Annotated in this window: 18 protein-coding genes; 10 read left to right on the top strand and 8 right to left on the bottom strand. The window is 70.9% G+C overall.

Annotated features, from left to right (window positions below; genetic code table 11):
- Positions 1-138: 138 nt before the first annotated feature.
- Positions 139-651, top strand: coding sequence for a GtrA family protein (locus tag SPF06_RS15745; protein WP_323280073.1), 513 nt, complete (start codon positions 139-141; stop codon positions 649-651).
- Positions 652-659: 8 nt separating this feature from the next.
- Here SPF06_RS15745 and SPF06_RS15740 read toward each other — a convergent pair whose 3' ends face one another.
- Positions 660-1,634, bottom strand: a complete 975-nt coding sequence (locus tag SPF06_RS15740) for a prenyltransferase/squalene oxidase repeat-containing protein (protein ID WP_323280072.1) — start codon at positions 1,632-1,634, stop codon at positions 660-662.
- 81 nt (positions 1,635-1,715) lie between these two features.
- Here SPF06_RS15740 and SPF06_RS15735 point away from each other — a divergent pair, with 81 nt between their 5' ends.
- Complete coding sequence (locus SPF06_RS15735) at positions 1,716-3,173, top strand: HNH endonuclease signature motif containing protein (protein ID WP_323280071.1); 1,458 nt, start codon at positions 1,716-1,718, stop codon at positions 3,171-3,173.
- Positions 3,174-3,240: 67 nt separating this feature from the next.
- On the opposite strand, the gene SPF06_RS15730 is transcribed toward SPF06_RS15735, so the two are convergent.
- From SPF06_RS15730 to SPF06_RS15705, 6 genes are all read right to left on the bottom strand, one after another.
- On the bottom strand, positions 3,241-4,398 hold the full coding sequence (locus tag SPF06_RS15730) for a cysteine desulfurase family protein (protein WP_323280070.1): 1,158 nt from the start codon (positions 4,396-4,398) through the stop codon (positions 3,241-3,243).
- On the bottom strand, positions 4,395-5,351 hold the full coding sequence (gene nadC / locus SPF06_RS15725) for a carboxylating nicotinate-nucleotide diphosphorylase (protein ID WP_323280069.1): 957 nt from the start codon (positions 5,349-5,351) through the stop codon (positions 4,395-4,397). The genes SPF06_RS15730 and nadC overlap by 4 nt, the downstream gene beginning before the upstream one ends.
- 1 nt (position 5,352) lies before the next feature.
- Positions 5,353-6,996 carry an L-aspartate oxidase gene (gene nadB, locus SPF06_RS15720; RefSeq protein ID WP_323280068.1) on the bottom strand — a complete coding sequence of 548 codons (1,644 nt, stop codon included), beginning with the start codon at positions 6,994-6,996 and terminating at the stop codon, positions 5,353-5,355.
- Entirely contained in the window at positions 6,993-8,300 is a 1,308-nt protein-coding gene (nadA, locus tag SPF06_RS15715) for a quinolinate synthase NadA (protein WP_323280067.1), read from the bottom strand. The genes nadB and nadA overlap by 4 nt, the downstream gene beginning before the upstream one ends.
- Entirely contained in the window at positions 8,297-9,079 is a 783-nt protein-coding gene (locus tag SPF06_RS15710) for an NUDIX hydrolase (RefSeq protein WP_323280066.1), read from the bottom strand. Before SPF06_RS15710 ends, nadA begins: the two co-directional genes overlap by 4 nt.
- 96 nt (positions 9,080-9,175) lie before the next feature.
- Positions 9,176-9,646 (bottom strand): Lrp/AsnC family transcriptional regulator, encoded by a 471-nt coding sequence (locus SPF06_RS15705; RefSeq protein WP_323280065.1) that lies wholly within the window; start codon positions 9,644-9,646, stop codon positions 9,176-9,178.
- Between the two features lie 247 nt (positions 9,647-9,893).
- Here SPF06_RS15705 and SPF06_RS15700 point away from each other — a divergent pair, with 247 nt between their 5' ends.
- The 5 genes from SPF06_RS15700 (at position 9,894) to SPF06_RS15680 (ending at position 14,868) form a co-directional block, all read left to right on the top strand.
- A complete protein-coding gene (locus SPF06_RS15700) occupies positions 9,894-11,300 on the top strand; it encodes an amino acid permease (RefSeq protein ID WP_323280064.1) in 1,407 nt (468 codons plus the stop codon).
- Between the two features lie 199 nt (positions 11,301-11,499).
- A complete protein-coding gene (locus tag SPF06_RS15695) occupies positions 11,500-12,636 on the top strand; it encodes a thiamine pyrophosphate-dependent enzyme (RefSeq protein ID WP_428985777.1) in 1,137 nt (378 codons plus the stop codon).
- A complete protein-coding gene (locus SPF06_RS15690; RefSeq protein ID WP_323280063.1) occupies positions 12,629-13,675 on the top strand; it encodes an alpha-ketoacid dehydrogenase subunit beta in 1,047 nt (348 codons plus the stop codon). The genes SPF06_RS15695 and SPF06_RS15690 overlap by 8 nt, the downstream gene beginning before the upstream one ends.
- Entirely contained in the window at positions 13,668-13,997 is a 330-nt protein-coding gene (locus SPF06_RS15685) for a biotin/lipoyl-containing protein (protein ID WP_323280062.1), read from the top strand. Before SPF06_RS15690 ends, SPF06_RS15685 begins: the two co-directional genes overlap by 8 nt.
- Positions 13,998-14,052: 55 nt before the next feature.
- Positions 14,053-14,868 carry an alpha/beta fold hydrolase gene (locus SPF06_RS15680; protein WP_323280079.1) on the top strand — a complete coding sequence of 272 codons (816 nt, stop codon included), beginning with the start codon at positions 14,053-14,055 and terminating at the stop codon, positions 14,866-14,868.
- Between the two features lie 10 nt (positions 14,869-14,878).
- Here SPF06_RS15680 and SPF06_RS15675 read toward each other — a convergent pair whose 3' ends face one another.
- Positions 14,879-15,859, bottom strand: a complete 981-nt coding sequence (locus tag SPF06_RS15675; RefSeq protein ID WP_323280061.1) for a CapA family protein — start codon at positions 15,857-15,859, stop codon at positions 14,879-14,881.
- Between the two features lie 133 nt (positions 15,860-15,992).
- Here SPF06_RS15675 and SPF06_RS15670 point away from each other — a divergent pair, with 133 nt between their 5' ends.
- Genes SPF06_RS15670 through hpaE form a run of 3 tightly spaced genes read left to right on the top strand, consistent with a single transcriptional unit; the run spans position 15,993 to position 19,765 of the window.
- Entirely contained in the window at positions 15,993-17,507 is a 1,515-nt protein-coding gene (locus tag SPF06_RS15670) for a fumarylacetoacetate hydrolase family protein (protein WP_323280060.1), read from the top strand.
- Positions 17,504-18,202 (top strand): GntR family transcriptional regulator, encoded by a 699-nt coding sequence (locus SPF06_RS15665; RefSeq protein WP_323280059.1) that lies wholly within the window; start codon positions 17,504-17,506, stop codon positions 18,200-18,202. The genes SPF06_RS15670 and SPF06_RS15665 overlap by 4 nt, the downstream gene beginning before the upstream one ends.
- Positions 18,203-18,259: 57 nt before the next feature.
- Positions 18,260-19,765, top strand: a complete 1,506-nt coding sequence (gene hpaE / locus SPF06_RS15660; protein WP_323280058.1) for a 5-carboxymethyl-2-hydroxymuconate semialdehyde dehydrogenase — start codon at positions 18,260-18,262, stop codon at positions 19,763-19,765.
- Positions 19,766-19,789: the final 24 nt, after the last annotated feature.

Below are 19,789 nucleotides of genomic sequence, written 5' to 3'. Positions count from 1 at the left end.
GCGCATCCACCAGATCGCCGCAGAACGCGACGGCTACACCGGAGCCGCCCCCGTCATCGCCAACCGGCCACACCGGAACTCGCGATAGTCACTCCTCCGGCACAGCGCCCCCACAGCTGACCGTGAGAGGGTAGACGCATGGATCAGCCGCGGACTTCGCCGGAAGCCCCTTCGGTGCCAGCGCCCACCACGCTGGCACCGGAGGGGCTTCGGCGCGTCCCGGGGAGCCTGCTCGCCGCCGCATGGGAGCGCGCCGTCGTCCGCCAGCTCACGCGCTTCACGGGCGTCGGGATCGTCTGCACGGTGACCTCGCTCGGACTGTACGCCCTATGCCGCCCGTGGCTCGGCCCGCAGCTCGCGAACGCGGTCGCGCTCATCGCAACATCGGTCATGAACACAGCTCTCAACCGGCGCTTCACGTTCCGCATCACGGATCGCCGCGGGCTCGCCCAAGACCACCTCAACGGGCTCGTCGCAATGGGCGTCGCGCTCCTGCTCACGAGCGGGAGCCTCTGGGCCCTTCTCGGGCTCAATCCGGCGGCTGGCGTCGCCGTCGAGCTGTGGACGACGACGATCGCCGGCTGGGTCGCGACCGCGGTCCGGTTCACCCTCCTGCGGCACTGGATCTTCCGGCGCGCACGGAATGCCTGACACGGCGATCAGCACGCGCCGTCCCACCACGCTAGCGCTCGCGTCCCGTAGAACGTGAGCCACGGCGAGGGCTGCCCGGGCGGAACGTCGGCCTCGAACCACGCGCGCCCGGGGAAGCGCTGCTCTTGGATCCACGTTCCGCCGTCCTGCCTCGCGGAGCGGACGAGCTCGACGGCCTCGCCGACCCGAGGATCCGGCGGGGTGCCGTCCTGCAGGGACGCCGCGCGGAAATAGTCGACAGCTCTGAGCGCGCTGTATCGCCAGCGAAAGGGGTAGGCGAGCGTCGGGACCCACGGGGCGACGATCTCACCGGTCGTCTTCCGGTACAGGAGCCTCCGCTCGAGCAGGTACTCCTCGCCGGCCGTGCGCGCCGCTCGGAGACCCTCGCTTGCGCCTGCGGTCCGCTCATAGTCGAGAAGGCCGATGAGTGTGTTGAGCGTCGAGTGGAACGACGAGCGCACAGAGCCGTCCACCCATTCGCAGTTCCACCCGCCGTCGTCGAGCTGATGCTCCTCAAGCCACGCGGCGAGGCCCGTGACGTCCGCGCCGAGCCACGCGCCGTTCGCGAGCGTGTACGCATTGATACAGCAGTCCACCTCGCCGTCCCAGTACGGCCCCTGGTTGTACTCCCAGCGGCTCGACGTGCTGAGCCGTTCGGCGGTGCCTGCGAGCGCGGATGCGTCGAGGCCCCATTCGCGCAGGGCGTTGAGCGACCACGTCGTGGCAGTCCACGGCTGCCCGGCTCCCTCGGCGGCCTCGGGGCCGTGGAAGTCGAAGTCCCCTGGGAAGTAGGCGCCGCCGTCCCACTGGCCGTCCGGATCCTGTAGGGCGAGGAGGCGGGCGCCGAACCCCTCGGTCGCGACGCGGCGGCGGGTCGCCTGCCAGACGGCGGGCGGCGCACCGAGGAGGTCGCGTTCCACCTGCCAGCGCAGTGCGGGGTCGGTGTCGAGGAGCCACTCGGCGAGGGAGCCAGCAACGATCACCGCCTCAGGCTACTCTGGACGCCCTCCCCCCACATCGGGTGGCGACTCAAAAATGTCGGACCCCTCGTGGAGACTCATCTCATGGATCTTGGGGGACATCTTCTGCAGACAGTCTCGCCGGCCGACCCGCTGGGGGCGGACGGCTGGGACTTCTCCGCGGACCCTCGTGCCACGCTCGTCGAACCGCCCGCCGTGGATAGTGCGCTCTTCGAGTCGCGTGAGGCGGACGACGACGAGGCCGACGAGCTCTGGGAGGCCGCCCTTCCGCCCGCCGCCATCATGGCCCGGGCACGCGCGCAACGAGCCGACGAGCTCGTCGCGGAGCTGACGACGATCGATGCCCTCCAGTCAAGGCTTGAGGCTCGGAAGGCCATAGCTCTCGCCGCCCTCACGGCCGCAGTGGGCGGTTCGTCGGAGAACCCAGCACATCGGCTCGAGGCGCCCAATGTTGCGGCGTCCGAGCTCGCCGCGGCGCTCCGGATCTCCCAGCGAACGGCCTCCGCCGCGGTTGCCGAAGCTCTCATCGTCACCCGCAAGGCCTGGATGCCCGTCCTGGACGCCATGTCGGCCGGCCGTCTCCCCCTCCGACGCGTCAAAGCGATCCTGGAAGCCGCCGCCCCCGTTCCTCTCGAGCGACTCGACGCATTCGCCGTGGAGGCGAGCAGGATCGCGTGTCCTCTCGACCCAGATCAGATCCCAAGTCAGGGCGTGCTGAAGCGTCGCCTACGCCGTCTCGCGGAGACCTATGCGAGCGAGCCGCTGTCGGTACGGAAGGAGCGAGTCTCCGCCCATCGCCGCGTCGATCTCGAACCCGCGTCGGACGGCATGTGCTGGCTCTCGGCCTACCTGCCCATCGACGTTGGGGCGGCGATCGACACTCGGCTTGAAGCCATCGCCAGGTCGCTCCGAAGTCCCGACGAGCAGCGGACGATCAACCAGCTGCGCGCCGATGTCCTCGCGGATCTCCTCGCCGGCGAGGATCTTGCCACGGGGCTCTCCACGGCGCGAGACCTGCGTCCGTCACCGGGCCCGAGGGGCGGCGTGCGCGCCGAACTCATCGTGACTGTACCTGCCCGCACGCTCATGGGCGACGCAGAGACGCCCGGGGAGATCATCGGCTGCGGGCCCATCGACGCTGAATCCGCAAGGATTCTGGCATCCGAGGCGGCAACCTGGACGCGATTATTCGTCGACTCTGAAAGCGGCGCGCCGCTCGCCATCGGTCGGCGGCGCTACACGCCGACCCTCGCGATGCGGCGCTTCCTTGGTGCACGGGACAGGACGTGCCGCTTCCCCGGCTGCGACAAGCCGGCGGCCTCGTCCGAGGCCGATCACACGCACGAATGGGCCGAAGGCGGCGAGACGGCAACGGGAAACCTTGCTCTCCTGTGCCCCCAGCACCACCGCCTCAAGTCCCTCGGGAAATGGTCCGTGCGGCACGTCGGCTCCCCCACGCCGTCCGGAACCCTGGAATGGACGGCTCCCTCCGGCCGACGACACGTCACGTACCCGGAAGGAGACCTGCCGCCGCCGTTTTAGCCCGATTCCTACGTTTCTGGCCCGATTCGTACGTTCCGGCCCGATTCCAACGTTTCTGGCCCGATTCCTACGTGAGGGCGATGCCCACCACGGCGGCGTACGCGTCGGCGAGGGCCAGCGCGGCCTCATCGAGCTCTTCGGCCACGATGGCGGTCGGCAGCGTGAAGCGCACGGCAGTCTGCGCGGTCTCGGCGTCGAGGCCGAGCGCGAGGAGGACGTGCGAGGGGTCGCTTGAACCCGCGGCACATGCCGAGCCGGACGAGCACACGACCCCCCGGCGTTCGAGCTCGAGCAGCACCGACTCGCCGCTCACGCGCGGGAAGCAGAAGGACGCGCTGCCCGGAAGCCGGTCTTCGGCGTCTCCCGTGAGGATAGCGTCCGGAACGAGCCCGAGGACGCGTTCCACGAAGGCGCGTCGCATCGCCGCGAGGCGAGGCGCCGTCGTCGGCCGCTCTGCCTCGGCCAGCCGGAGCGCCGTGGCGAGGGCGACGGCGCTCGCCACGTTCTCCGTCCCGGAGCGCAGTCCGCGCTCCTGTCCGCCGCCATCGACGAGCGGCTCAATGCTCACGCGGCCCGCCACGAACAGGGCGCCGACGCCTTTCGGGGCGCCCACCTTGTGACCGGAGATGCTGAGGGCATCGACGCCGAGCTCGCGCACGTCGAGCGGCAGGGCGCCCGCGGCCTGGACGGCGTCCGTGTGGAACGGCACGCGCGCAGCACGGGCGACGGCGGCCAGCTCGGCGATCGGCTGGACCGTGCCTACCTCGTTGTTCGCGTACATGACGGAGGCGACGGCGGTTTCCGGGCCCACGGCGGCGGCGAGCGCCCCGGGCGTCACGCGGCCGGCGGCGTCGACGGGCACGATGTCGACCGTGAAGCCGTGCAGGCGCGCGAGGCTCCTCGCCGACTCGAGCACGGCGGGATGCTCGATGGCACTCACGGCGATGCGCGTGCGCCGGGGGTCGGCGGCCCGTCGCGCGAGCGCGATGCCCTTGACGGCAAGGTTGTCCGCCTCCGTCCCGCCGGAGGTGAACGTGAGCTCGCCGGGGCGGCAGCCGAGCACCCGGGCGACGTCAGCGCGTGCCGCCTCGAGCGCCGCGCGGGCCCGCTCGCCGAGCTCGTGGTGGCTCGACGCGTTGCCGAAGTCGCCCGTGAGATAGGGCCACATGGCCTCGAGGGCCTCGCGGCGCACCGGGGTCGTGGCGGCGGCGTCGAGGTAGATCACGGTCGGCCGCCCGCCGTCGCCGAAGGCGCCGTCTCGAGTACGACGTCGAGGCCGAGATCGAGGTTCACGACCGAATGCGTAAGGGCGCCGACGGAGATGACGTCCACGCCCGTGGCCGCGATCGCGGCCACGGTGTCGAGGTTCACGCCGCCGCTCGCCTCGACGATCGCGCGGCCCGCGATGAGCGCGACGCCTTCGCGAAGCTGCTCGGGCGTGAAGTTGTCGAGCATGATCGTGTCGACAGCGGCCGCGAGCACGGGCTCGATCTGCTCGATCGAATCCACCTCGACCTCGAAGTGCGTCGTGTGGCCGAGCCGCTCGCGGGCCGCCCGCAGGACGCCTGTGAGCCGTGCCGGGTCGCCGCCCGTGAGGACGGCGAGGTGGTTGTCCTTGGCCATGACGGCGTCGGAAAGGCTGAAGCGGTGGTTCCGCCCGCCGCCACAGCGCACGGCGTAGCGCTCGAGCTCGCGCAGGCCTGGGGTCGTCTTGCGCGTGTCGACGATGCGGGCGTTCGTGCCCGCAGCGAGGGCGACGTAGCGGGCCGTCAGCGCGGCGATCGCGCTCATCCGCTGCACGAGGTTGAGCACCACGCGCTCGGCCGTGAGGATCGCCTGGGCGCGGCCCGACACGCGCGCGAGAACCGCGCCCGCCTCGAACGCGGCCCCTTCCGCGAGGAGCAGCTCGATGTGGGCCTCTGGGTCGTGGAGGCGGAATCCCGCCTCGATGACCGGGCCGCCCGAGAACACGCCCGGGACGCGGGCGCGCAGCTCGGCCGTGGCGCGGGCAGCGTCGGGGATGAGCGTGAGCGATGTGATGTCGCCGTGCGGCGCGTCCTCGGCGTATGCGGACTCGAGGACGCGGCGCAGCGCCGCAGGGGCGAGCGGGATCGGTGCGGGACGCTCAAGCGCGAACGGCGCGGCTGCGCGCGGGGCCCTGAGGGCGGATGCGGTCATCTCACGCGATCCTTTCTGCCAGCTCGGGCTGGCGGACGACGTCGATCCCGGCGTCCCAGGACGTCTCGCCAGCGCGGCGATCCGGGAAGTCGAGGCGGAAGTGGGCGCCGACGGATTCCTCTCGCACCGCGGCCGCGGCCACGAGGAGCCGTCCGGCGGTCAGCAGATTGGCGATCTCCGGCTCGGCGGACTGCCAACCGGCGAGCGCGCGGGCCGCCCGGGCGAGTCCCGAGGCGTCTCGGAGCACGCTCGCGTCCGCCTCCATGGCCTCTTCGAGCTCCGCGCGGCCGTGCGTCCCGGCGAGGTGCCGGGCGGCGGCCCCGGGCTCGGCGGGCAGCGTGAGCGGGGCCCCCGAACGGGGCGTCGGGCCGCGCCACGCCCCTTTCCCGAGGAACCGCTCGACGGCGCGGGCCGCGAACACGACGCCTTCGAGGAGGGAGTTGGACGCGAGGCGATTCGCCCCGTGCACCCCCGTGCAGGCGACTTCCCCGGCGGCATAGAGCCCAGGGACGCTCGTCGCGCCGTCGAGATCGGTCGCGACCCCTCCCATCCAGTAGTGCGCGGCCGGGCCGATGGGAAGGTGTTCGCGGCGCCAGTCATAGCCGGCGGCCCGCGTCATGGCGTCGAGCCCCGGGAAGCGCCGAGCGAGGAACCCGGCGCCGCGTGCGGCCTCGATCTCCGTCGCGTCGAGGTACGCCTGGCCGCCGCCCGCGCGCCGGTGCAGGGCGAGGGCACGCGAGACGGCGTCGCGCGGCGCGAGCTCGCCGAGCGGGTGGTAGTCGGCGACGAAGCGGCGCCCCGACTCGTCACGGATGAGGGCGCCCTCGCCCCGCACGGCCTCGGAGATGAGCGACGAGCGGAGGGACCCGTCGTCGCCGCGGATCTGGAGGGCCGTCGGGTGGAACTGGTAGAACTCGAGGTCGCGCAGGAGGGCGCCCGCGCGGAAGGCGAGGGCCACGCCGTCGCCCGTCGCGACCGCGGGATTCGTGGTCTGCGCGAAGAGCTGGCCCGCTCCCCCGGTGGCGAGGAGCACGGCGTCGGCGACCACGCGCCGTCGTCCGCCGCCCGTTCCCGCACCGCGCCCGGAGGCTCCGACGGCGTAGTCGACCCCGGTGACCGCGCCGCACTCGAGGACGAGCTCCGCGGCCATCGCGCCCTCGACCACCTGCACGCGGCCCTCGGCTTCAAGCACGCGGAGCCGTGCGATGAGCGCGCGGGAGATCCCGGCGCCGCTCGCGTCGCCGCCCGCGTGGAGGATGCGCGGGAATGCGTGGGCGGCCTCGAGTCCGAGGGCGAGGCGGCCGTCCGCGTCGCGGTCGAACTCAACGCCGTGGGCGAGGAGCGCGTCGACGGCGGTGGCACCTCGGCCGCACATGACCCCCACGGCACTGCGCGAGCCCAGGCCGCCTCCCGCCGCCATCGTGTCCGCGACGTGGCTTTCGACGCTGTCCCCCGGCGCACGCTGGCCCTCGGGAAGGACCGCAGCGAACCCGCCTTGGGCGAGCATGCTGTTGCTCTCGCTCAGGCTCGCCTTCGTGAGAAGGACGACGGCGGCCCCCGCCTCCGCGGCAGAGATCGCACCGAAGAGGCCCGCGACGCCGCTCCCGACGACCGCCAGCGTGCGTCCCGTCCTGGGTCTCGTCACGGCCGCGCCGCCAGCATGCGCTCTAGCGCGACCCGCGCGGTGTCCGAAACGTCGGCGGAAACCTCGATGCGGTTCTGGACCTCGCCCTCGACGAGCCCCTCGAGCACCCACGCGAGGTAGCCGGGGTGGATGCGGTACATCGTCGAGCAGGGGCAGATCACGGGGTCGAGGCAGAAGATCGTGTGCTGCGGGTACTCGGCGGCGAGGCGGTTGACGAGGTTGACCTCGGTGCCGATCGCGAAGACGGTCGGCTCGGTTGCGGCGGCGATGGCCTTGCGGATGTAGTCGGTCGAGCCGTACTCGTCGGCCGCGTCGACGACCTCCATGGGACATTCGGGGTGCACGATCACGCGGACGCCCGGGTACTCGGCGCGGGCCTTCTCGATCTGCGCGACGTTGAAGCGGCGGTGCACCGAGCAGAAGCCGTGCCACAGGATCACGCGGGAGTCGCGGAGGGTCTCGGGGTCGGTGCCGCCCCACGGCTTGCGCGGGCTCCACATGGGCATCTGCTCAAGCGGCACGCCCATGGCCTTCGCGGTGTTGCGGCCGAGGTGCTGATCCGGGAAGAAGAGGACGCGCTGGGCGCGGGCGAAGGCCCACTCGAGCACGGTGGCGGCGTTCGACGACGTGCACACGATGCCGCCGTGCTCGCCGCAGAAGCCCTTGAGCGCCGCCGAGGAGTTCATGTAGGTGACGGGGATGACGGGGACGCGGCCGTCCTCGTCCGGTTCGGTGCCGAAGAGCTCCTCGAGCTGGTCCCAGCACTGCTGGACGGAGTCGATGTCCGCCATGTCCGCCATCGAGCAGCCCGCGGCGAGGTTCGGCAGGATGACGGCCTGGTCGTCGCGCGAGAGGATGTCCGCCGTCTCGGCCATGAAGTGGACGCCGCAGAACACGATCGCCTCGGCGTCCGGTCGCGTGAGCGCCGCGTTCGCGAGCTGGAACGAGTCGCCCACGAAGTCGGCATGCTTGACGACCTCGTCGCGCTGATAGAAGTGGCCGAGCACCACGACGCGATCCCCGAGCGTCTCCTTGGCGGCACGGATGCGGGCGTGGAGCTCGTCGTCGCTCGCGTCCTTGTACTCCTGCGGAAGCTGGCCCTGCCGCGGGGTAGACGCCGGAGCGACGTCCGCGCTCGAAGCGCCGGGCCCGTAGGCGGGCAGCCCGCGGAGGGCCTCGGCGGCGTCGAACTCCCACGGGCCCTTCGCGAGGTCGGAGCTGCACGTGCCCGCAACGTCGTTGGAGGTGCGTCGCTCGGCCTCGTCGCGCGTGATGAGGCTGATGGCGGTGGCGACAGAGGTCATGGCGTGCTCCTAAGCGTGGACGGGTGCGGGTGATCTGATGCGGGATACGGAGTCGGCGGGCCGACGTACCGGTAGAGCCGGGGTGGGCGGTGCCTCCCGCCCTCGAGGAACTCGTCTGTTGCCTCGATCTGCGGCGTCGCGGTGAGCTGACGGCGGAAGTTGGCGGGATCCAGGGTGCGGCCGAGGATCGCCTCATAGACCTCGCGGAGCTGCGCGAGCGTGAACCGCTCCCCGAGGAAGTGGTACGCGATCTGGGCGTACTCGATCTTGTTGCGGAGGCGCCACAGCGCATAGTCGACGATCTCGCGGTGATCGAACGCGAGGCCGCCCTCGCCGTGCCCCGCGGTGTCGGCGCGATGCCACGCGACGTTGTCCCTCTCGCTCTCGACGAGGAGTTCGGCCTCGGTCGGCCGGACGAGGGCCCAGTACACGATCGAGACGACGCGCTGCGCCCCCTGCTCGGGGCGGCTCGAACGGTCGAGGCCGCCGAACGCGTAGAGCTGTTCGAGGTATTCGGGAGCGAGGCCGGTCGTCTCGCGAAGGTTGCGGCGTGCCGCGTCCTCAAGCGACTCGACGGCCGTGAGCGGCCCGCCGGGAAGGGCCCACTGGCCCCTGAACGGCTCTTTGACCCTGCGCACGAGCGGGAGCCACAGGGTCGGCTTGCCCTCGGCGCGGCTCGGCTTGAGCGCGAAGATCACCGTGGAGATGGCCAGCGACGGCGGAAGCTGGGCGCGCTCGGAGACGTTCGCCCCGAAGGGGCCCGCGAAGACCGTGCTCATGCCGCCACCCCTTCCGCGAGTTCATCGTCAGTTAAAGTCAGCCTGACCCTAAGTGATGATACGCCCGCACGAGGCGATGGGGCAAAAGGTGACGCGTCAGCCTCGCGCGGCCGCTTCAAGGAGGGGAAGGGTACGGCCCTCGAAATGTGTATTCAGGACGATCACGCTCGAGGACCGCACGATCGCCTTGGTCGCCATCATGACGTCGAGGACGCGCTGCAGGTCCGAGTTGGTGCGGGCGGCGATGCGCGCCATGAGATCGCTGTCGCCCGAGACCGTGTGGACCTCGATGACCTCGGGAATGTCGGCGAGCGCCTTCGAGACGGCGTCGTGGCCGAGGTCCTGGCTGATGGTGAGGAAGCAGAAGGCGACGACGGGAAACCCGAACGCGCGCGGCTCGGGCTGCGGCACCCAGCGACCGATGACGCCGCTCGCGCTCATGCGGTCGAGCCGAGCCTGGACCGTGGCGCGTGCGACCTTGAGGATGCGCGACGCCTCGAGCACCGACATGCGCTGCTCCTCGGTGAAAAGACGGACGATCTTCGCGTCGAGCTCATCGACCCGCATGGCCACCCTCCTGCATCGGCTGCCCCGTGGACCCTTCGAAGCCGATGCTACAGATTGATGACCCTCTCGGAACAGACTGCGCATTCTGCTCAGCGTCACACAGCGGACGCCGCGGTAACAAAGCAGTCTGCCCAGCGCCGTGATCCGCGCCACACAAGCCCGGAAATTCGCGCTATTCTCGACCCGTCCCCGGCTCAGCGCACACCCCCGCGCGGCCACCCACAATCCACAGAGAGCCAGAAACTCTATGCAGACTGCAGAAGCGACAGGACGCACCGGACTCGCGGAATCGACGACGACGTCGACGCTCGGGTCAGCGCTCAAGCCCCGGCAGCTCACCATGATGGGCCTCGGAAGCGCCATCGGTGCGGGCCTGTTCATCGGATCGGGGGCAGGCATCCAGGCCGCCGGCCCCGCGGTCCTCCTCTCCTACCTCGTCGCGGGCACGCTCATCATCCTCGTGATGTGGGCCCTCGGCGAGATGGCGGCCGCCAACCCCACGAGCGGCGCCTTCTCCGTCTACACGTCCCGAGCCCTGGGCCCGGTCGCCGGCGCGACCGTCGGCTGGCTCTGGTGGATCCAGCTCGTCGTCGTCATCGCGGCAGAGGCCCTCGGCGCAGCGGGCCTCCTTGCCACGGTGTTCCCGGCACTCCCGGTGTGGCTCATGGCCCTCCTCTTCGTCGCCGTGCTCACGGCGGTCAACCTCACGCGCGTGAAGAACTTCGGCGAGTTCGAGTTCTGGTTCGCGCTCCTCAAGGTCGCCGCGATCGTGGGCTTCCTCGCGGTCGGCGCGGCGCTCCTGTTCGGCTGGATCCCGGGCATCCCGTCGCCAGGCCTCGTGCACTTCGGCGGCGGCTCGTTCGCCCCGCACGGCTTCGCGGGCATCGCGACGGCCCTGTTCGTCGTCGTGTTCGCATTCGGCGGGACCGAGATCGTCTCCGTCGCGGCGGCCGAGACGCGCGACCCGGCGCGGAGCGTCGGCAAGGCCGTCCGCACGGTCGTATGGCGCATCCTCGTGTTCTACGTGGGCTCGATCTTCATCATCGCGGCCGTCGTCCCGGCGGGCTCGGCGGGGCTCAAGAGCCCGTTCGCGGCCGTCCTGGACGCGGCCGGGATGCCTGGCGCCGCGACCGCGATCACGCTCGTCGCCGTCGTCGCTCTCCTTTCGGCGCTCAATGCCAATCTGTACGGCGCCTCCCGCATGGTGTACTCGCTCGCCGAGCGCGGCGAGGCTCCTCGCGCGCTCGCATCGCTCACGAAGTCCCAGGTCCCGGCCGCGGCGGTCCTCGCGAGCGTCGCGTTCGGCATCGTCGCGACGGTGCTCGAGATCGTCTTCCCAGACCAGGTCCTGCCCATCCTCCTCAACATCGTGGGCTCGACGTGCCTCATGGTGTGGGGCTCGGCCCTCCTCTCGCAGCTCGTGCTGAGGCGCCGCGCCGATCGCGACGGCGTTGACCTGCCGCTGCGCATGGCGGGATTCCCGTGGCTCACGGCCGTGGGCCTCGTGATCCTCGCGGCCATCTTCGCCGTCGGGCTCGTGGGCGAGGACTCGCGTCCGCAGCTGCTCAGCACGTTCGCGCTCGTGGCCGTGCTCGCCGCGGGGAGCGCCCTGCGCCGGCGCGCTGCGGTGGCCAAGGTCGCGGCGGACGCCTGACCGCTACCCGGCCGAAGAGCCCCGGGTTTCGGACATTGCCTCGCGCCGAAGCGGGAGGACAGTTCCGGAACCCGGGGCTTTTCCACGGACCATGGCACTATGCCCTGTGACGCGGCCCACAACGGGCTCGTATCCGACATTTTGTATAGCTATGACAGGAGAAGTTGCACAGCTTGCGCGACAAACCTACCGTCGAGGTATGCAGACTTTAGGAACCCGCACGACGGCGCCGGGCCGGGCCGGGCTCGCCGGCGCACCTCGGGAGCAGCTCGCCGAGCTTCCAGCGGCCGAGGCTGTGACCCGTGACGCGCTGGTGCAGCTCTATCGGCTCATGACGGCCGTCCGGCAGCTCGATGTCGCGGCCATCTCGTGGCAGCGCCAAGGAATCCTCCCCGCCTACGCCCCGGAGCTCGGGCAGGAGGCCGCGCAGGTCGGCTCGGCGCTCGCGCTCGACCCCACTCGCGACTTCGCGTTCCCGACCTACCGCGAGCTCGGCGTCGCGCGCGCGTTCGGCGTGGACATGGTCGAATACATGTCCACGCACAAGGCCACGTGGCACGGGGGGCTCTGGGACCCTTCGAAGGCACACGTCGCCCCGATCCAGGCCGTCGTGGCCGGCTCCGTGCTGCACGCCGTCGGGTGGGCACACGGCCAGACCCTCGCTGCGCAGAACACCGCTCAGCAGAACACCGCGCACGGCAAGGCTCCCGAGGGCGGCTATGCCGTCGCGATCACCTACCTCGGCGACGGCGCCTCGAGCCAGGGCGACGTCCACGAGGCCATGAACTTCGCCGCGATCTTCAAGGCCCCGGTCGTGTTCTTCGTGCAGAACAACGGCTGGGCGATCTCGGTCCCGACCGAGAAGCAGGTCGCCGGCGGGAGCGTCGCGGCTCGCGGCGCGGGCTACGGCATCCCGGCGCTCCAAGTCGACGGCAACGACGCCGCCGCAGTCCTCGAGGCGACGCGTCGCGCCGTCGCCCACGCCCGCTCAGGTACCGGGCCCGTTATCGTCGAGGCGATGACGTACCGCCGCGGACCGCACGCGACGTCGGACGATCCCGGCCGCTACCGCACCCTCGACGAGGAGCGCGCGGACGGAGGCGCCGATCCGCTCGCGCGGCTCCGCGAACGGATCCTCGCGGAGGGCGCCGCAGGCGAGGCAGACCTCGACGCCGCCGACGCAGCAGGCGCCGCCGAGGCGGAGGCAGTGCGCGCGGGCGTCATCGCGCTCGGGCCGCGCCCCGGCGCCGAGATGTTCGACTTCGTCTTCCAGGAACCCACCGGCGAACTGCTGCGGCAGAAGAATTCTTGGCGCAAGGAGTCCGAGCATGAGTGAAACGATGACAGCACCTACGCAGGGCGGAACCCGTGAGCTCTCGCTTCAGGGCGCGCTCAACCTCGCGCTTGATGAGCTTCTCGCCGAGGACTCCAAAGCCCTCGTGCTCGGCGAGGATGTCGGCACGCTCGGCGGCGTCTTCCGCGTGACCTCGGGCCTCGCGGCGAAGCATGGCGCAGGGCGGGTCTTCGACACCCCGCTAGCGGAATCCGGGATCCTCGGGATGTCGATCGGCCTTGCGATGGCCGGCTTCCACCCGATCCCGGAAGTCCAGTTCGACGGCTTCGCATACCCAGCCGTGAACCAGATCGTGTGCCAGCTCGGCCGCATGAACTACCGCAGCCGCGGCGCGCTCCCCATGCCAGTGACGCTGCGCGTCCCGAGCTTTGGCGGCATCCGTGCCCCCGAACACCACGGCGAGAGCCTCGAGGCGCTCTTCGCGCACGTCCCGGGGCTCAAGGTCGTATGCCCGGCCGACCCGCAGCAGGGCTACAGCTTGCTCAAGGCCGCGGCTCGAATGCCAGACCCGGTCATCTTCATGGAGCCCAAGTCCCGCTACTGGCAGAAGGGCCCAGTGCTGACCGAGGCGGCAGCGAACGACGGCGCCGCCTCGCCGAGCGCACCGAACCTCACCGGTGCCCGCGTCGCCCGAGAGGGGCGTCACCTCACGCTCGTCGCGTGGGGCGCCATGGTGGCACGGTGCCTCCAGGTCGCGGAGCTCGCGGCCGAGGACGGCATCGACGTCGAGGTCCTCGACTTGCGCTGGCTCAAGCCCATCGACGCCGAGGCCCTCGCGGCGTCCGTCGGGAAGACGCGGCGCGCCGTCGTCGTCCATGAGGGCCCCCGCACGTCCGGCCTCGGCGCGGAGGTGGCCCAAATCATCACCGAGCAGTGCTTCGGAACCCTCAAGGCACCCGTTGAGCGCGTCACCGGGTTCGACGTACCGTATCCCTCAGGCGACCTGGAGGACGAGTACATCCCGAATATCGACCGGATCCTGTTCGGCATCCAACGAGTATTGGAGTACAGGCGTGGCTGAGCTTCCCTTCCCCCTCCCCGACCTCGGCGAAGGCCTCATCGAGGCGACCGTCCTCGACTGGCTCGTGGCCGAGGGCGACCAGGTCGAACGGAACCAGCCGCTCGTCGAGGTCGAAACCACGAAGTCCGCGCTCGAGCTGCCCTCGCCGCAGTCCGGCAAGGTGCTCAAGCTCTACGGCGCGCCCGGCGACGTCATCAAGGTCGGCGACCCGCTCATCGTGTTCGAGGTCCCGGACGACACGGCCGGGATCGTCGGCACGGTGCCGACGGAGGAGGCGCCGAAGCGGCGCGTCCGCCTGAGCGCCAATCTTGACGACGACTGACAGCTCCACGACGACTGATCGAACCACAACCCAGGACGGCGGGACCATGACGATGATGACCGGACGCCACGAAGGCGCGGCGACGCACCACACGGTCGAAGGGACCGATCCGGGGCTCAACGTGCAGGTCTTCGAACCCGAGAACGCGGCGGAGCTCCCGCCCGTGCTGCTCATCCACGGCTTCGCGTCGTCGGTCGCGCTCAATTGGGATCAGAGCGGCTGGATCCCGGCCCTCCTCGACGCCGGCCGGAGGGTCATCGCCGTCGACCTCCCCGGGCACGGGCTCAGCTCGGCGCCCGAGGATGTCGACTCCTATTCCCCGAGCCGCATCCGGGCGGATCTGCTGCAGATCGCCTCGGACGCGGGCGCGCGGCCCATCGCGGAGGGGCACCCGGCAAGCGGCCTCGACCTCGTCGGGTATTCGCTCGGCTCACGGCTCGCGTGGGAGTTCGGCGCGACGCAGCCCGCGCTCGTGCGGCGGATCGTGCTCGGCGGGCCGAGCGCGCGGGATCCCCTCGCCGAGTTCGACCTCGTCGCGGCACAGCGGTTCCTCGCGGACGGCACCCCCATCGAGGACTCCTCGACCGAGGCGCTCGTGACGATGGCCCAGGCCTCGCCCGGCTCGGACATGTACGCGCTCCTCTCCCTCGTCGAGGCCGTCAAGGAGGAGCCGTTCGACGCGGCCGAGGCCGTGCCGAGGCAGCCCGTGCTCGTCGTCGTGGGCGAGAAGGACGAGCGCGTCGAGGGGCTCGACGCGCTCCGCGCGCTCGTGCCGGACGCGCGCGTGGTGGTGCTGCCGGGGCGGAATCACGTCAACGCCGTGACCGCGCGCGCGTTCAAGCAGGCGGCCATCGCGTTCCTCGCCGAGTAGCGGCTGCGGGTCAGGACCCGCTTCCGCAGCGGATGTCGAGACGGCGCTCGGCGTCGAGCCATCGCGCCTCCGTGCCGAGTGCGGCGCTGAGCCGCTGCATCCGCGCTCCGATCGCGCGGGCCTCGCGTCCGGCGAGCCGCACCTGGAGATCCTCGATGAGCGTGGGCACCAAGCGCAGGGCGACGGGGACGCCGTCGTGCGCCTCGAGCACGAAGGCGAACGACTCGTCGTTCCTCTGCAGCGGATCGACCGCGTAGTCGTCCACGAAATCGCCCGCGCTGTATACCACGGGGCGGCCGTGGTACACCTCGACGCCGCGGAAGATATGGGCCGAGTGGCCGAAGACCACATCGGCGCCGGCGTCGACGAGCGCGTGGGCCACGGCCCGATGGTCTGCCGGCACCGACGTGCCCCAGTTGGCGCCCCAGTGCGCCGAGACGACGAGAAAGCCGACCTCGCTCCGCGTGCGGCGCACGAGGTCGACGAGGTCCCGCAGGCGGGGATCGCCGGGCGACGTCGGCACATGGAAGACGCCGGCCGTGGCTTCCGTGGCGGCCCAGCCCGGCTCGTTGTCGGTGAACGCGATGACGCCGACGTCGACCGCTCCCGCCGTCACGACGGCGGGCCGCCGTGCTCCCTCCGCATCGAGGCCCGCGCCTGCGTGCAGCACCCCGCGCGCGTCGAGAACGGGCAGCATCTCGCGCAGTGCACCGACGCCGTAGTCGAGGGTGTGATTGTTCGCGAGCGAGACGACGTCGATCCGCGCCTTCTCGAGGCATGCGACGTTCTTCGTGTCCGAACGAAAGTGGAAGGCCTTGTCCGGCCACGGCGTCCCGCCGTCGGCCAGGACGCACTCGAGGTTGGCGAAGCGCAGGTCGGCCTCCTCGAAGAGCGGCAGGAGGTCGCCCCACACACGCTCCGGGGGCGAGTGGCGCAGCCGCTCGTTCAGGAGCCTCCCCAGCATGACATCGCCGACGAGGCAGATCTTCATGAGCTTCCCTCCGACTCCATCGTGCGCCGAAAAATGCCTCTTGAGTCGGGCAGGCACTTCGTATACGATTTTCGTATACGATCCCGATCAGGCCGACAGGCCGGGATCACGACGACTCGAGGGAGAGGCATCCGTGGAGCGACCCGAGCAGCTTGGCCAAGAGACGATCGACGCCGCCGGCAAGGTCGTCGCCGTCCACCTCAACTACCCCAGCCGCGCGGCACAGCGCGGCCGCACCCCCGCCGTCCCGTCCTACTTCCTCAAGCCCGCGACGTCGCTCGCGCTCCACCGCGCTGAGCTCCACCGGCCTCGCGGCGTCGAGCTCCTCACGGTCGAAGGCGAAGTCGCGCTCGTGATCGGGAGCCGCGCCCACCGCATCTCCCCCGAGGATGCGTGGCAGCACGTCGGCGCCGTGACCGCAGCCAACGACGCCGGTCTCGCGGACCTGCGCTGGCCGGACAAGGGCTCGAACCTCCGCTCGAAGGGCGTCGACGGCATCGCGCCCATCGGCCCGGCCCTGCTCCCGGCTCAGGAGCTCGACCCGGGCGCCCTGCGCGTCCGCATGTGGATCAACGGCGAGCTCGCGCAAGAGGATTCGACCGCGACGCTCCTCTTCCCGTTCGCGCAGCTCGTCGCTGACCTCTCCCGCCTCATGACGCTCGAGCCCGGCGACATCATCCTCACGGGCACGCCGGCCGGCGCGACGGTCGCGCAGCCGGGCGACCTCGTCGAGATCGAGGTCGACGGCACAACGTCCGACGGCGCAACGCTCACCACCGGGCGCCTCGCCAACCGCGTCGTCGAGTCGACGCACGGCCTCGAGCCGTTCGGCGCGATGCCGAGGCTCACGGACGCGGACCGTATCGACGCGTGGGGCTCGGCGGAGGCCGCCGGGATCGCCCCCGCGCCGGCGCCGGACACCCGGGCGGCGAGCGTCCTGACCCCCGAGCTCGCGGAGAAGCTCCGCTCGGTCGGCACCGCGACGCTGAGCGTCCAGCTGCGCAAGCGCGGGATGCAGAACTGCCACATCGAGGGCCTCACCCCGACGAAGCCCGGCGCGAAGGTCGTAGGCACGGCGCGGACGCTCCGCTACGTCCCGGCCCGCGAGGACCTCTTCACAACCCACGGCGGCGGGTACAACGCGCAGAAGCGCGCGGTCGACTCACTGCGCGAGGGGGACATCCTCGTCATGGACGCGCGCGGCGAGAAAGGCTCCGGCACGCTCGGCGACGTCCTCGCGCTCCGCGCCCAGGTCCTCGGCGCGGCCGCGATCATCACGGACGGCGGCATTCGCGACTTCGGCCCGGTCTCGGGCATGGACATCCCGGCGTGGGGCGCGAACGCCCACCCTGCCGTCCTCGGCCGGAAGCACGTGCCGTGGGCCGTCGACGAGACGATCGCGTGCGGCGGCGCGGCGGTACAGCCCGGCGACGTGATCGTGGGCGACGAGGACGGGATCGTCGTCATCCCGCCGCAGCTCGCCGAGGAGGTCGCGGACGACGCCGTTGCCCAAGAGCGCGAGGAGGCGTGGGTCGCGGAGCGGGTCGCCGAGGGCAACCCGGTCCATGGCCTGTTCCCCATGAACGCCGAGTGGAGAGCGCGCTACGAGGCCGAGACGTCGACGAGCAAAGCGAGCCGGCTGTCATGAGCGCCCCTGCACGCGTGGCCGCCACCGCGAGCAAGTCCCAGCTCGCATACGAGTGGCTGCACGACCGCATCGTCTCTGGATCGCTCGCGCCGGGCGCGCGCCTCGTGCTGGCCCAGGTCGCCGCGGAGCTCGACGTCTCCGTGGTGCCGGTCCGCGAAGCCGTGCGGCGGCTCGAGGCGGAAGGCCTCGTGACGTTCGAGAAGAACATCGGCGCGACCGTCGCGGGAATCGATCCGGTCGAGTACCTCTACACGATGCAGACGCTGAGCATCGTGGAAGGCGCCGCGACCGCTCTGTCCGCCCACGCCGTCGGGCCCTCGGACATCGCGACAGCGCGGGCGGTCAACGCGCGCATGCGGGCCATGGCCGAAGATCCGCAGCACTTCGACCCGGTCCAGTTCACGCGGCTCAACCACGAGTTCCACAGCGTGCTGTTCGAGCACTGCCCGAACCCGCACATCCTCGATCTCGTCCACCGCGGCTGGAACCGCCTCACCGCGCTGCGCGGCTCGACGTTCAGCTTCGTGCCCGAGCGCGCTGGCGAGTCCGTCGCCGAGCATGAGGGGCTCCTGGCTCTCATCGAGCGCGGGGCCTCGAGCGAGGAGATCGAGCTCGCAGCGCGCCGGCACCGCTCCGCAACGCTCGACGCGTACTTGGCCAGCACCGGAGCCCACCCCAACTTCCCTGTCCTCTGAGACATCCCGATCAGGAAGACACCCCGATCAGGAAAACAACCCATAGGAGCATCGCTCATGAGCAAGCACTTCGTGCCCGACAACCTCCCCACTCATCTCCAGCACTACATCGGCGGCCAGCGCGTCGACTCGATCGGCGGCGAGACCTTCGAGGTCCTCGACCCGGTCACGAACACGACGTACGCGACCGCGGCGTCCGGCCAGAAGGCGGACATCGACGCCGCCGTCGCCGCGGCGACCGACGCGTTCGAGAATGGCCCGTGGCCGCGTATGAAGGCCCGCGCGCGGGCCAAGGTCCTCTTCGCGATCGCCGATGCCGTCGAGCGCCAGGAAGACCGGCTCGCCGAGATGGAGACGTTCGACACGGGCCTCCCGATCACGCAGGCCCGCGGCCAGGCGCAGCGCGCGGCCGAGAACTTCCGCTTCTTCGCGGACCTCATCGTGGCGCAGCAGGACAACGCCCTCAAGGTTCCCGGCAGCCAGCTCAACTACGTCAACCGCAAGCCGATCGGCGTCGCGGGCCTCATCACGCCCTGGAACACGCCTTTCATGCTCGAGTCGTGGAAGCTCGCCCCCGCGCTCGCGTCCGGCTGCACCGTAGTGCTCAAGCCGGCCGAGTTCACGCCGCTCTCGGCGTCGCTGTGGGCAGACATCTTCGAGGAAGCCGGCTTGCCTGCGGGCGTCTTCAACCTCGTCAACGGCTTCGGCGAGACCGCCGGCGATTCCCTCGTCAAGCACCCCGGCGTGCCGCTCATCTCGTTCACGGGCGAGTCCTCGACGGGCCAGCTCATCTTCCGCAACTGCGCGGAGAACCTCAAAGGCATGTCGATGGAGCTCGGCGGCAAGTCCCCCGCCGTCGTCTTCGCGGACGCCGACCTCGACGCCGCGATTGATTCGACGCTCTTCGGCGTCTTCTCGCTCAACGGCGAGCGCTGCACGGCAGGTTCGCGCATCCTCGTCGAGCGGAGCATCTACGACGAGTTCACTGAGCGCTACGCAGAGCGCGCGAAGAACATCGTGGTCGGCGACCCGCACGACCCCAAGACGCAGGTCGGCGCGCTCGTGCACCCCGAGCACTACGAGAAGGTCATGAGCTACGTCGAGATCGGCAAGACCGAGGGCCGGCTCCTCGCGGGCGGCGGCCGCCCGGCCAACCTGCCCGAGGGCCAGGAGAACGGCTCCTACGTCGCGCCGACCGTGTTCGCGGACGTCAAGCCGGACGCGCGGATCTTCCAGGAGGAGATCTTCGGCCCGGTCGTTGCGATCACCCCGTTCGACGACGACGCCGAGGCGCTCTCGCTCGCCAACAACACCAAGTACGGGCTCGCCGCGTACGTGTGGACGAACGACCTCAAGCGCGCCCATACCTTCGCCCAGTCCGTCCAGGCCGGCATGGTCTGGCTCAACTCCCACAACGTCCGCGATCTGCGCACGCCGTTCGGCGGCGTCAAGGCCTCGGGCCTCGGCCACGAGGGCGGCTACCGCTCGATCGACTTCTACACGGACCAGCAGGCCGTGCACATCACTCTCGGCGACGTCCACACGCCCAAGTTCGGCGCCTGAGACGCCACCCTGAACTGCTCAACG

Source organism: Sinomonas terricola, assembly GCF_034931225.1.
GTDB lineage: Bacteria > Actinomycetota > Actinomycetes > Actinomycetales > Micrococcaceae > Sinomonas > Sinomonas terricola.
The sequence above is the reverse complement of the archived record's forward strand: the minus strand, read 5'-3'. Positions and strand labels throughout refer to the sequence as shown.

Coding starts and splice junctions, on each gene's coding strand:
- SPF06_RS15745 (WP_323280073.1), top strand. CDS start 139: ATGGATCAGCCGCGGACTTCGCCGGAAGCCCCTTCGGTGCCAGCGCCC.
- SPF06_RS15735 (WP_323280071.1), top strand. CDS start 1,716: ATGGATCTTGGGGGACATCTTCTGCAGACAGTCTCGCCGGCCGACCCG.
- nadC (WP_323280069.1), bottom strand. CDS start 5,351: ATGACCGCATCCGCCCTCAGGGCCCCGCGCGCAGCCGCGCCGTTCGCG.
- nadA (WP_323280067.1), bottom strand. CDS start 8,300: ATGACCTCTGTCGCCACCGCCATCAGCCTCATCACGCGCGACGAGGCC.
- SPF06_RS15710 (WP_323280066.1), bottom strand. CDS start 9,079: ATGAGCACGGTCTTCGCGGGCCCCTTCGGGGCGAACGTCTCCGAGCGC.
- SPF06_RS15705 (WP_323280065.1), bottom strand. CDS start 9,646: ATGCGGGTCGATGAGCTCGACGCGAAGATCGTCCGTCTTTTCACCGAG.
- SPF06_RS15700 (WP_323280064.1), top strand. CDS start 9,894: ATGCAGACTGCAGAAGCGACAGGACGCACCGGACTCGCGGAATCGACG.
- SPF06_RS15695 (WP_428985777.1), top strand. CDS start 11,500: ATGCAGACTTTAGGAACCCGCACGACGGCGCCGGGCCGGGCCGGGCTC.
- SPF06_RS15690 (WP_323280063.1), top strand. CDS start 12,629: ATGAGTGAAACGATGACAGCACCTACGCAGGGCGGAACCCGTGAGCTC.
- SPF06_RS15680 (WP_323280079.1), top strand. CDS start 14,053: ATGACCGGACGCCACGAAGGCGCGGCGACGCACCACACGGTCGAAGGG.
- SPF06_RS15675 (WP_323280061.1), bottom strand. CDS start 15,859: ATGAAGATCTGCCTCGTCGGCGATGTCATGCTGGGGAGGCTCCTGAAC.
- SPF06_RS15665 (WP_323280059.1), top strand. CDS start 17,504: ATGAGCGCCCCTGCACGCGTGGCCGCCACCGCGAGCAAGTCCCAGCTC.
- hpaE (WP_323280058.1), top strand. CDS start 18,260: ATGAGCAAGCACTTCGTGCCCGACAACCTCCCCACTCATCTCCAGCAC.